This is a genomic window from Rhodococcus aerolatus (assembly GCF_054783215.1).
Genome location: NZ_BAAGQZ010000035.1, coordinates 48598 through 60372 on the forward strand (window position 1 = coordinate 48598; position 11775 = coordinate 60372).

Annotated in this window: 11 protein-coding genes and 1 pseudogene; 7 read left to right on the forward strand and 5 right to left on the reverse strand. The window is 75.2% G+C overall.

Going from position 1 to position 11775, the window contains the following annotated elements:
* Nucleotides 1–11 precede the first annotated feature (11 nt).
* The 3 genes from ACYVOF_RS13335 to ACYVOF_RS13345 all read left to right on the forward strand — a co-directional run bounded on the left by ACYVOF_RS13335 (nucleotide 12) and on the right by ACYVOF_RS13345 (nucleotide 3592).
* Nucleotides 12–1208 (forward strand): hypothetical protein, encoded by a 1197-nt coding sequence (locus tag ACYVOF_RS13335; protein WP_460867210.1) that lies wholly within the window; start codon nucleotides 12–14, stop codon nucleotides 1206–1208.
* Nucleotides 1205–1984, forward strand: coding sequence for an MBL fold metallo-hydrolase (locus tag ACYVOF_RS13340; RefSeq protein ID WP_460867212.1), 780 nt, complete (start codon nucleotides 1205–1207; stop codon nucleotides 1982–1984). Before ACYVOF_RS13335 ends, ACYVOF_RS13340 begins: the two co-directional genes overlap by 4 nt.
* Nucleotides 1985–2089: 105 nt before the next feature.
* On the forward strand, nucleotides 2090–3592 hold the full coding sequence (locus tag ACYVOF_RS13345) for an N-acetylmuramoyl-L-alanine amidase (RefSeq protein ID WP_460867214.1): 1503 nt from the start codon (nucleotides 2090–2092) through the stop codon (nucleotides 3590–3592).
* 280 nt (nucleotides 3593–3872) lie between these two features.
* On the opposite strand, the gene recR is transcribed toward ACYVOF_RS13345, so the two are convergent.
* The 3 genes from recR to ACYVOF_RS13360 form a co-directional block, all read right to left on the reverse strand.
* A complete protein-coding gene (gene recR / locus ACYVOF_RS13350) occupies nucleotides 3873–4481 on the reverse strand; it encodes a recombination mediator RecR (protein WP_460867216.1) in 609 nt (202 codons plus the stop codon).
* A 3-nt stretch (nucleotides 4482–4484) separates the two neighbouring features.
* Complete coding sequence (locus ACYVOF_RS13355) at nucleotides 4485–4823, reverse strand: YbaB/EbfC family nucleoid-associated protein (protein WP_460867218.1); 339 nt, start codon at nucleotides 4821–4823, stop codon at nucleotides 4485–4487.
* 83 nt (nucleotides 4824–4906) lie between these two features.
* Nucleotides 4907–5341, reverse strand: coding sequence for an SRPBCC family protein (locus tag ACYVOF_RS13360; RefSeq protein WP_460867219.1), 435 nt, complete (start codon nucleotides 5339–5341; stop codon nucleotides 4907–4909).
* A gap of 133 nt (nucleotides 5342–5474) precedes the next feature.
* On the opposite strand from ACYVOF_RS13360, the gene ACYVOF_RS13365 reads away from it, so the two are divergent.
* From ACYVOF_RS13365 to ACYVOF_RS13380, 4 genes are all read left to right on the forward strand, one after another.
* Nucleotides 5475–6902, forward strand: coding sequence for an FAD-binding oxidoreductase (locus ACYVOF_RS13365; protein WP_460867220.1), 1428 nt, complete (start codon nucleotides 5475–5477; stop codon nucleotides 6900–6902).
* Nucleotides 6899–8224, forward strand: coding sequence for a class I SAM-dependent methyltransferase (locus ACYVOF_RS13370; RefSeq protein ID WP_460867221.1), 1326 nt, complete (start codon nucleotides 6899–6901; stop codon nucleotides 8222–8224). Before ACYVOF_RS13365 ends, ACYVOF_RS13370 begins: the two co-directional genes overlap by 4 nt.
* A gap of 24 nt (nucleotides 8225–8248) precedes the next feature.
* On the forward strand, nucleotides 8249–10048 hold the full coding sequence (locus ACYVOF_RS13375) for a S9 family peptidase (protein ID WP_460867222.1): 1800 nt from the start codon (nucleotides 8249–8251) through the stop codon (nucleotides 10046–10048).
* A 90-nt stretch (nucleotides 10049–10138) separates the two neighbouring features.
* Nucleotides 10139–11011 carry an alpha/beta fold hydrolase gene (locus ACYVOF_RS13380; protein ID WP_460867224.1) on the forward strand — a complete coding sequence of 291 codons (873 nt, stop codon included), beginning with the start codon at nucleotides 10139–10141 and terminating at the stop codon, nucleotides 11009–11011.
* Here the strand turns inward: ACYVOF_RS13380 and ACYVOF_RS13385 are convergent.
* The gene (locus ACYVOF_RS13385) at nucleotides 11008–11400 is read right to left on the reverse strand and encodes a VOC family protein (protein ID WP_460867226.1); all 393 of its coding nucleotides are present in this window, start codon (nucleotides 11398–11400) and stop codon (nucleotides 11008–11010) included. The two genes, ACYVOF_RS13380 and ACYVOF_RS13385, sit on opposite strands and share 4 nt — an antisense overlap.
* A 28-nt stretch (nucleotides 11401–11428) precedes the next feature.
* Nucleotides 11429–11775: pseudogene (locus ACYVOF_RS13390) on the reverse strand (hypothetical protein); the annotation flags it as partial.

Here is an 11775-nt window from a genome sequence, read left to right on the forward strand (position 1 = left end):
GGCGGGCGCGCGTGACGGGCACCGCGGGCACGGCCGGCGTCGTCGCCCTCTACACGGTCATCCTGGCCCGGTTCCTGGTGCCGCTGGCCATCCCCCGCTTCCCGGTGCCGGGGCTGCTGGCCGCGCTGGTGCTCGACGCCGTCGACCAGACGGTCTTCCAGCAGTTCCCCGGCCTCGACATCGCCGGGTACCAGCAGTACGACAAGGCGCTCGACATCTACTACCTCACCATCGCCTACGCCTCGACGCTGCGGAACTGGACCGACCCGTTCGCGTTCCAGGTCTCCCGGTTCCTGTTCTACTACCGCCTCGTCGGCACGCTGGTCTTCGAGCTCGCGGACCAGCAGTGGCTGCTGCTGGTCTTCCCCAACACCTTCGAGTACTTCTTCCTCGCCTACGAGCTGGTCCGCACCCGGTGGGCCCCCGTGCGGCTCGGCCACCGGGCCCTGCTCGGGCTGGCCGCGGGCATCTGGGTGGTGGTCAAGCTGCCACAGGAGTGGTGGCTGCACGTGGCCGAGCTCGACGTCACCGACGAGGTGAAGACCCGGGTCATGGGCGTGGCGGTCGACGACGGCTGGGGGGCGGCGGTCGCGAACCGGCCGTGGGTGCTGGTGGTGGCCGCCGCGGTCGCGGCCGCGCTGTGGCTGGGGTGGCGCCGCGGCGTCGCGCCCCGGCTGCCCGCGGAGGACTGGCCCTTCGGGTTCGACGTCGACGAGCGTGCCCGCGGCGGGGAGATCCGCACCGTGCCCGCCTCGGTGCGCGCCCGGCAGAGCGCGTTCCTGCGCGGGCCGCTGCTGGAGAAGATCGTGCTCGTCTCGATCGTGTCGGTCGTGTTCGCGCAGATCGTGCCCGGGGTGCGGGCCACGAACACCCAGGTCGTCGCGACCGTCGCCGTGGTGGTCGTGCTGAACTCGGTGGCCAGCCACTGGGTCGCCGGGCAGGGCGCGCAGTGGCGCTCGACGGTCGCGCAGTTCCTCGGCGTGCTGGTCATCAACGCCGGCATCGTGCTGGCGCTGGTGGTGCTGCCCACCCCGGGCGGGGCGCGGGTGGACGTGGTCTCCGCGCTGTTCTTCCTGCTGCTGCTCTCGCTGCTGGTGACCCTCTACGACCGGTACCGGATGCTGCGGCTGCTGCGGCGCCGCCGCGGCCGGCTGCCGCTGCAGTGGCGCCGCGCCCACGCCCGGCTGCGCGACCGGGTCGGCGGGTGAGCGGCCCGTCGGTCACCTGGTGGGGCCACGCGGCGGTGACGGTGCAGGACAGCGGGGTGCGGATACTGGCCGACCCGGTCCTCAGCGCGGGGCTGGCCCACCTGCGCCGGCGCCGCGGGCCCGTCCCGGCTCCCGACGCCCGCCGCGCCGACCTCGTCGTGGTCTCGCACCTGCACCTCGACCACCTGCACGTGCCGTCGCTGCGCGCCCTGCCGGCCGCCGCGCCCGTCCTGCTGCCCCGCGGGGCGCTGCGGGCGGTGCCGGGGCTGCGCGCGCTGGCCGACCGCGAGCTCGTCGAGGTGGGCCCGGGTGACGAGTTGGTGGTGGGCCCGGTGACGGTCCGGGCGGTGCCTGCCGAGCACGACGGCCGCCGCTGGCCGTGGTCGTCGCCCGGGCCCGCGGCGCTGGGCCACGTCGTCACCGGGGCGGCCCGGACCTACCTGGCCGGGGACACCGACCTCAGCGAGGACGTGGTCGCCGCGGTGGGCGCGGTCGACGTGGCCGTGCTGCCAGTGGGCGGCTGGGGCCCGGGGCTGGGGCCGGGCCACCTCGACGCCCGCCGCGCCGCCGAGCTGCTCGCCCGGGTGGGGGCCCGCGACGCCGTGCCGGTGCACTGGGGGACGTTCTGGCCGGTGGGGATGGCCCGGGTGCGCCGCCACGAGCTCGACGGGCCCGGGCCCACCTTCGCCGCCCACGCGGCCCGGACCGCCCCGGACGCACGGGTGCACGTGCTGCGGCCCGGGCAGACGGTGCGGACGGGGCACGAACCCGGCTGAACCGCGCCCCGCGGGCGGGTCGGTGGGGCAGGATGCGCAGCGCCACCCCGTGATCACCCCGCGTCGCAGCTCCTCCGCGGCCGTCGTCGAACCCTGGAGAGACCCGTGCCGCTGCTCCGCCCCACCCGGGCCGCCCGCCCGGCCGCCCTGCTGCTGGGGCTCGCCACCGCGCTGGTGCTGCCGGTGCCCGCCGCGGTCGCCGCCCCCGCGGCTCCCGAGCCGACCGTTCCTGCGGCGCCCGCGCCCGTCCGGGCCACCGGCAGCGACACCGTGCCCCTCGCCGACGTCGCGGTCGTCGCCCCCGCCGGGGAGCAGCGCGGGGCCAGCACGTCCACGGTGCGCGAGCTCGACCGGGCCGCGTCGTTCTCCATGGCCGCGCTGACCTGGACGGGCGCCGCCCCCACGGGTGCGGCCGTGCGCGCCCGGCAGGACGACGGCTCCTGGAGCGCGTGGTTCACCCTCGACCCGGTGGACGGGGGCCAGGACGGCCCGGCCGCCGTGTCGGCGAGCGAGCCCGTCTACGTCGGCCGCACCACGGCGGTGCAGGTGCGCAGCGACGCGCCCGACCCCGCCGCCACCTCGCTCGTCGTCCTCGACCCGGACGACACCGCGACCCCCGCCGTGGTGGGGGCGAGCGCGGTGGGCCGGCCGGCCATCATCAGCCGCACGGCGTGGGGAGCCGACGAGTCGCTGCACTGCCAGGACCCGGAGTACGCCGACGCGGTCCGCGCCGCGGTCGTCCACCACACCGCCGACGGGCAGGTCTACACCGCCGCGCAGTCGGCCTCGATCATCCGCGGGATCTACTACTACCACGCGAAGACGTTGGGCTGGTGCGACATCGGCTACCACGCGATCGTCGACGAGTTCGGCCAGATCTTCGAGGGCGCGGCTGGCGGGATGGACCGGCCCCTCATCGGCGCGCACGCCGGGGGGTTCAACACCGGCACCGTCGGGGTGGTCATGCTCGGCGACTACCAGGTGTACCGGCCCACCGACGCCGAGCTCGACGGGGTGGCGCGCTACCTCGCCTGGCAGGCGTCGCTGTGGTCGCTGGACCCCTACGGCTCGGTCCCACTGACCTCCGGCGGCGGCGTGTACACCCCCTACCCCGCGGGGCAGGTCGTCGCGAAGCCGCAGATCATGGGGCACCGCGACGTCGACTCCACCGCCTGCCCCGGCAACGTCGGCTACTCGTTCCTGCCGGACATCCGGGACCGCACCGCCGCGCTGCTGGCCCGCTACGGCGACCCGGTCGCCACCACCACCACGGTGAGCACCACCCCGACCCTGGCCGTGGGCAGCTCGGTGGCCGTGCTGGTCGGCGTCGGACCGGGGGGACCGTCGGGCACGGCTGCGGTCTCCGTCGACGGGGCGCCCGTCCCGGGCTGCGAGGCGCGTCCGGTGGCCGGCGGGGCGGCGGCGTGCCTGGTGCGATTCGCCGCGGCCGGACCGCACACCGTCACGGTGGACTACTCGGGCGGCGACGGCGCCCTGCCCTCGGCGGGCACCCTGGCCGCCGACGTCGCTCCGAGCCCGTCGCTGTTCCAGCTGCTGCTGGGCGGGCTGGTCGACCTGGCGGCGCTGTTCCACCTGTTCGGCCTCTGACCTGCAGGTTCGCTGAGGACCGCCCCGGGCGCCGGCACCGTTGCCCCGCTGCTTTTCTCTGCGAGCGTCGGCGCACCAGGGCGCCGCTGCCGCTTTTCTCTGCGAGCGCCGGCGCACCAGGGCGCCGCGGGGTCGGCCTCGGCGCACGCACGCCGGCCGGGTGGTGCGCCGACGCGTGCAGAGAAAAGCGGCGGGTAAGCGGGGTCGGCTCGGGCGCAGGTGTTACTGTCCGTGACGGAGGTCGCTGTCGGTGACAGCCGCGCCGCTCGCGAGCGGGGGGTCAGACCGCGCGGCGGCCGGACAGCGCCCGGCCGAGGGTGACCTCGTCGGCGAACTCGAGGTCCCCGCCCATCGGCAGGCCCGAGGCGAGCCGGGTGATGGACAGCCCGGGGAAGTCGCGCATCACCCGGGCCAGGTAGGTGGCCGTGGCCTCGCCCTCGGTGTTGGGGTCGGTGGCGATGATGACCTCGGCGACGTCGATGCCGTCGTCCTGGTTGCCGAGACGGCGCAGCAGCTCGCGGACCCGCAGCTGCTCGGGCCCGATGCCGTTCAACGGGTCCAGCGACCCGCCGAGCACGTGGTAGCGCCCGGCGTACTCCCGGGTCCGCTCGACGGCCTGCACGTCCTTCGGCTCCTCGACGACGCAGATCAGGGAGCGGTCGCGGCGCAGGTCGGAGCAGATGCGGCACGTCTCGTGCTCGGAGACGTCCCCGCACACGACGCAGAACTGCACCCCGTCGCGCACCTTCTGCAGCGCGGCCTGCAGCCGGCCGATGTCCGCCGGCTCCACCGTGAGCAGGTGGAACGCGATGCGCTGCGCGCTCTTGGGCCCGACGCCAGGCAGCCGACCGAGCTCGTCGATGAGGTCTTGGACCGGCCCCTCGTACACCGCCTACATCCCCGGCAGGCCCAGCCCGCCGCCGCCCAGCCCGCCCGCGAGCGGACCCATCTTCTCCGCGGCGAGCTCCTGCACGGCGCGGTTGGCGTCGGCGACGGCGCCGATGACCAGGTCCTGCAACGTCTCGACGTCGGAGGGGTCGACGACCGTGGGGTCGATGACCAGCCCCGTCAGCTCGCCCGCCCCGGTCACCGTCGCGGTGACGAGGCCGCCGCCGGCCTGCCCCTGCACGGTGGCGGCGGCCAGCTCGGCCTGCGCGGCCATCAGCTGCTGCTGCATCTGCTGGGCCTGCGCGAGGATCTGGCCCATGTCGGGGGCCTCACCGGGTTGCACGTGGACGTCTCCCGACTGCTCCGCGACCAGGGCTGTCCCGGTCAGCTCCGCGCCAGCCTAACCGGGCGGAGCAGCGACGACGCTCAGGCGAGCTCCTGCGCCAGGTTCGACAGCACCCCGGCGAGGATCCGCTCGAGGCCCTTGGGCGCGAAGAGGCCCTCGAAGAAGCCGCCGACCCCACCGGCGCCCTGCCAGGAGGTGGTCACGGTGACCCGCGACCCGGTGCCCTCCGGCTCCACCTTCCAGTGGGTCACCATCGTGGAGTTCGCGTCGGTCTCGGTGACCGTGTCGCCGTCGACGCCCACGGTGGCCGCCACGTCGCGCGACCGCTTCTTCGTCGCCTGCAGCGTCCAGGACGCCACCGTCCCGTCCCCGTGCCCGCCGGAGACGAGCCGGTAGTCGCGGTAGGCGTCGGTGAGGATCCGGGGCCGGACGTCCCGGTAGTCGGCCACCGCGGCGAGGGCCTGCTCGGGCGGCACCGCCACCGACGTCGACCTGCTGGCCACGACCTGTGCCACGTGTCCTCCTGGGTGCGCTCCGCGCCGGTCGGGCCCCGGCGTCCTGGGCCCCGAGGGTAGCCAGGACCGGGGGTGGGAGTGACGTGGTCGATCACGGGTGCGAGCAGGCACGACGGGCGACTACGGTGATCGCGTGGCCGTATCCTTTCCCGACGCAACAGTTGAGCGCTCCAGCACCTGGGCGCGCCACGCGGCCGGGGTCGAGCGGCTCGTCGCCAGCTACCGCGCCATCCCCGCCGACGCCACCGTCCGGCTCGCCAAGAAGACCTCGAACCTCTTCCGCGCCCGCGCCGCCAGCACCGCCCCGGGCCTGGACGTCTCCGGCCTGGGCGAGGTCATCGCCGTGGACGTCGCGAACCGCACCGCCGACGTCGGCGGCACGTGCACCTACGAGGACCTGGTCGCCGCGACCGTCCCGCTGGGGCTGAGCCCGCTGGTGGTGCCGCAGCTCAAGACCATCACCCTCGGCGGGGCCGTGACCGGCCTCGGCATCGAGTCGACCAGCTTCCGCAACGGCCTGCCCCACGAGTCCGTGCTCGAGCTCGACGTCCTGACCGGGGCCGGTGAGGTGGTCACCGCGACCCGGGACAACGAGCACGCCGACCTGTTCCGGGGCTTTCCCAACTCCTACGGCACCCTCGGCTACGCCACCCGGCTGCGCATCGAGCTGGAGCCCGTCGACCCCTACGTCGCGCTGCGCCACCTGCGCTTCTCCGACCTCGATGCGCTGCAGGCCACGATGGGCCGCATCGTCGAGACCCACGAGCACGACGGCGAGGCCGTGGACTACCTCGACGGCGTGGTGTTCTCCGCCGACGAGTCGTACCTGACGCTCGGCCGCCGCACCGCCGAGCCCGGCCCGGTCAGCGACTACACCGGCCGCGACGTCTACTACCGCTCGCTGCAGCGCCGCAGCCGCGACCGCCTCACCACCGCGGACTACCTGTGGCGCTGGGACACCGACTGGTTCTGGTGCTCGCGGGCCTTCGGCGCCCAGCACCCCGTGGTGCGCCGGCTGTGGCCGAAGCGGCTGCTGCGCAGCTCGTTCTACTGGAAGCTCATCGCGCTGGACCACCGCTTCGACGTGGCCGACCGGCTCGAGGCGCGCAAGGGCAACCCCCCGCGCGAGCGCGTCGTCCAGGACGTCGAGGTGCCGCTGGACCGCACCGCGGACTTCGTGCGCTGGTTCCTCGACACCGTGCCCATCGAGCCGGTCTGGCTGTGCCCGCTGCAGCTGCGCGACGAGACCGGCGCGCTCACCCCGGACGGGGAGCGACCCTGGCCGCTGTACCCTCTCCAGGCCCGGCGCGCGTACGTCAACGTCGGCTTCTGGTCCTCGGTGCCCCGCGTCCCCGGGCAGGCCGAGGGCGCGACGAACCGTCTCGTCGAGGAGACGGTCACCCGCTTCGAGGGGCACAAGTCCCTCTACTCCGACGCGTTCTACTCCCCCGAGGAGTTCGCCGAGCTCTACGGCGGCGAGCGCCTCGACACCCTGAAGCGGCGCTACGACCCCCGGTCGCGGCTCCTCGATCTCTACAGCAAGGCGGTGCGCAACCGATGACGACCTTCCGGACCCCGGGCCCCCGTGGCACCACCACCCGGCCCGCCCCCCGCAAGCTCACCCTCGCCGAGATCCTCGGGGTGCTGACCGACGGCAAGGTGCCGCTGCGGTTCACGGCCTACGACGGCTCGGCCATCGGGCCCGAGGACTCCCCGCTCGGCCTGGAGCTCGTCGCCCCGCGCGGCGCGACCTACCTGGCCACCGCCCCGGGCGACCTCGGCCTGGCCCGTGCCTACATCGCCGGGGACCTCCGGGCCACCGGCGTCCACCCGGGCGACCCGTACGACATCCTGCGCACGATGGCCGACGAGCTGCAGTTCCGCCGCCCGCCGGCCGCCACCCTGGCCACCATCGGCCGCTCCCTGGGCCTGGAGCACCTGCGCCCGGTGGCCCCGCCGCCCCAGGAGGCCAAGCCGCGCTGGCGCCGCGTCGCCGACGGGGTGCGCCACTCCAAGGCCCGCGACGCCGAGGCCATCTCCAGCCACTACGACGTGTCCAACCGCTTCTACGAGCTGGTGCTGGGCGAGTCGATGACCTACACCTGTGCGGCCTACCCCAGCGCGGACGCGACCCTGGAGCAGGCGCAGGAGGCCAAGTACCAGCTGGTGTTCGACAAGCTGGGGCTCCAGGCCGGGGACCGGCTGCTCGACATCGGCTGCGGCTGGGGCGGCATGGTCCGCTTCGCCGCCCGCCGCGGGGTCCACGCGATCGGCGCCACGCTCTCCGCCGAGCAGGCGCAGTGGGCGCAGGCCGCCATCGCCGAGGAGGGCCTGGGCGAGCTCGCCGAGGTGCGCTTCAGCGACTACCGCGACATCACCGACACCGGCTTCGACGCCATCTCCTCCATCGGGCTCACCGAGCACATCGGGGTGCACAACTACCCGGCGTACTTCGCCTCGCTGCTGGCCAAGCTGCGCCCCGAGGGCCGGCTGCTCAACCACTGCATCACCCGGCCGGAGAACCGCTCGTCGACCAAGGCGGGCGCGTTCATCGACCGCTACGTCTTCCCCGACGGGGAGCTCACCGGCTCCGGCCGCATCATCACCGAGGCCCAGGACGCCGGGTTCGAGGTGCGCCACGAGGAGAACCTGCGCGAGCACTACGCGCTGACCCTGCGGGACTGGAACGCCAACCTCGTCGAGCACTGGGACGAGGCCGTGGCCGAGGTCGGCGAGGCCACCGCGCGGCTCTGGGGGCTCTACATGGCCGCCTGCCGGCTCGGCTTCGAGCGCAACGTGGTCCAGCTCCACCAGGTGCTCTGCGTCAAGCTCGGCCCGCAGGGCTCGGCCGGGGTCCCGCTGCGCCCCTGGTGGTCGGGCTAGCACCGGAGCCAGCAGACTGGCGGGGTGGACCTCACCGAGCTGCTGGAGCTGCGCACCTGGCGGGCGTTCGACGTCGACGACGACGGCCGGGTGCTGGCCGGCTGGGACGACTCGGGCTCGGTGCAGCTCCTCGAGCTCGACGGCGGTGAGCGTCGCGTCCTGACCGCGCTGGCCTCGGGCTGCGCCGGGCGCTACCTGCCCGGGGAGCGCCGGGTGGTGGTGGTCCACGACGACGGCGGCGACGAGCGCGCCCAGCTCGCCGTGCTCGACGCCGACCGCACCACCCCGGCCGGGCCGGAGGACCTCACCCCGCTGGTCGGGGACCCCGCGTTCGTCCACGCCCTCGTCGACGTGGCGCCCGGGCGCGTCGTCTACCGCACCAACCGCCGCAACGGCACCGACTTCGACGTCGTGGTGCGCGACGTCGCCAGCGGGGTCGAGGAGGTCGTCTACGACGGCGGCGGCAACGTCAGCGAGGTGGCGTGGTCCCCGGACGGCCGCTACCTGCTGCTCGCCCTCGTCGGGCGGGCCGCGATGTCGGCGCAGCTGGTGCTGGTCGACTCCCTGGCCACCACCCGCGACGCCCGCGTCGTCGCCCTGACCGAGCCCGACGAGCACGCCCGCTTCGAGACGCTGCGGTGGCTGCCGGACTCCGAGCACGTGGTGCTGACCACCGACCGCGGCCGCGACACCACCGAGGTGGCGCTGCTCGACGTCACCTCCGGCGCGCTCGAGCCGCTGGTGACCGACGACCGCCACGACCTCACGGGCTGGCCGTCCCCCGACGGGCGCACGCTGCTGGTGGAGACGAACGACGACGGGTGGAGCCGGCTCGCGCTGCACCGGCTGGACGAGCCGGGTGACCCCGTGCCCGTGGCGCTCCCGGCGCGCGGCGTCGTCGGGTACCCCGTCCCGGACCCGGTGTTCTCCCCCGGCTCCGCGCACGCGGCGATCTCCTGGACCGCCCCCGGGGTGCCGCTGGACGTGGCCCTGCTCGACGTGGCCACCGGCACCGTCACGGCCCTGACGTCCTCCGCGCCGGACGCCGCGCTCGTCTCCCCCACCTCGCACCGCGTCCCGGCCCACGACGGCGAGGCCGTGCCCTGCTACCGCTACGACCCACCGACCGCCACCGCGCTGGCCGGCTCGTCGGTCACCGTCGTCCACGGTGGACCGGAGGGGCAGAGCCGGCCCACGTTCAACCCCGTGCTGCAGGCGCTCGTGGCGGCCGGGCACACCGTGCTGGTGCCGAACGTGCGCGGCTCCGTCGGCTTCGGCAAGCGGTGGTACTCCCTCGACGACGTGGCGCTGCGGATGGACTCGGTGCGCGACCTCGCCTCGCTGCACGAGTGGCTGCCGACCGTGGGGCTCGACCCGGCCCGGGCCGCGCTGTGGGGCGGCTCCTACGGCGGGTACATGGTGCTGGCCGGGGTGGCGTTCCAGCCGGAGCGGTGGGCCGCCGGGGTCGACATCGTGGGCATGAGCTCGCTGGTGACGTTCCTGGAGAACACCTCCGACTACCGCCGCGCCGCCCGGGAGCGCGAGTACGGCAGCCTCGCCCACGACCGTGCGCTGCTCACCGAGCTCTCCCCGCTCACCCGCGTCGAGGACGTGCGGGCCCCGCTCGTGGTCATCCACGGCGCCAACGACCCCCGGGTGCCCCTCGGCGAGGCCGAGCAGCTGCACGCCGCGCTGACGTCGCGCGGCGTGGAGTGCGAGCTGCTGGTCTACCCCGACGAGGGGCACGGGCTCGCGAAGCGCGCCAACAAGGCCGACGCCTACCCCCGCGCCCTCGCCTTCCTGGCCCGCCACCTCGCGGCCTGAGGCCGTCCGGGGGCGTCTGCAAGTACCCCCAGGAAGCCTGCGACGGGTCTGCAACCGCCACCGGGAGCGGCGATGCGCGATGCTGGGGCGGTGAGCGAGCCGCAGCGGTCCACCCTGTCCAGCACCGACGGCCTCGAGCTGGCGGTCTTCCAGTGGCGCCCCGAGGGCCCGGTGCGCGGGGTGGTGCAGCTCAGCCACGGGATGGGTGAGCACCTGCTGCGCTACGCCCCGCTCGCCGAGGCGCTCGTCGCGGACGGCTTCGTCGTCGTCGGGCAGGACCACCGCGGGCACGGCGCGTCGATGCGCGGCGAGCCCGGCGCGATCGGGGCGGACGGGTGGCGGCTGCTCGTCGACGACGTCGGCCTGCTCGTCGCCCGCAACCGCGCCGCGCACCCGGGGGTGCCGCTGGTGCTGCTCGGGCACTCGATGGGCTCGTTCGCGGTCCAGCAGTGGCTGGTGGACCACAGCCGCGAGGTCGACGCCGCCGTGCTCACCGGCACCGCGGCCATCGACCCGCTGGGCGCGACGATGGACTTCGACGCCCCGCTGGACCTCTCGGCGTTCAACGCGCCGTTCGAGCCCGCGCGCACCGAGTACGACTGGCTCTCCCGCGACGAGGCGCAGGTCGACGCGTACGTCGCGGACCCGCTGTGCGGCTTCGGCCTGGACGCCGACGCGTCCCGGGCCATGTTCGCCGGCGCGGCGCCGCTGGCCGACCCGGAGCGCCTCGCCGGGATGCGGACCGACCTGCCGCTGTACTACGCGGTGGGCGACGCCGACCCGGTGAACGGGCAGCTGGCGCTGCTCACCCTGCTGCTCGAGCGCTACGCCGCCGCGGGGCTGACCGACGTGACGGGGCACGTCTACCCCGGCGCCCGGCACGAGGTGTTCAACGAGACCAACCGCGACGAGGTGGTCGACGACCTGCGCGCCTGGTTGGACCGGGTGGCGCCCCGGGCCTAGTAGGCGTCGCCGGTGCGCCAGGCCAACTCCTGCAGGAGCAGGCCGTTGCCGTCGGGGTCCGCCAGCGCGGCGCTGCGGACGCCACCGCCGTGGTCGACGACCTCGCCCACCGTGACGCCGCGGCCGAGGAGCTCGGCGCGGGCGGCGTCGAGGTCGGCCACCACCAGGTGCAGGGCGCGGGCCGATCCGGGCTCCCCCCGGTAGGCGTCGAGCCCGGTGCCGAACCCGACCGAGCAGCCCGACCCGGGTGGGGTGAGCTGCACGATGCGCACGCCCTCGGCCGGGCTGGCGTCGACGTCGACGGTGAAGCCCAGCCCGTCGGCGTAGAAGGCCTTGGCCCGGTCCACGTCGCTGACGGGGACGGGCACCAGCTCGAGCTTCATGTCCACCGGGGCTCCTCGCTGCGGGTCGGCTCGGTCAGCGCTGGTCGAGGGGGGTGGCGCCGAGCTGGGTGCGCAGCAGCTCCAGGGCCACCTCCTCGGGGTCCTGCCGCGGGGCGGTGCCGGGCTCTTCGTCCTGCGCGGCCTCGGCGAGCATCGCCTCCTCGTCGTCGGCCTCGGTGCGCTGGGCGCTCTCGACGATCGTGGGGCCGTCGCGGGGCACCTCGTGCTCGGCGGGCGGCTCGTGCGGGTCCGGCCCGTCCGTTGCGGCGCTCGCCGGGGAGGGCGCCGGGTCGGCGGGCGGGCGCTGCCCGCGGCGGGTGTAGCGCGGCGCCGGTTCGGACGCCCCGTCACCGCCGGAGGCGCGGGCGGCGTCGCGGGCGC

Coding starts and splice junctions, on each gene's coding strand:
- ACYVOF_RS13370 (WP_460867221.1), top strand. CDS start 6,899: ATGACGACCTTCCGGACCCCGGGCCCCCGTGGCACCACCACCCGGCCC.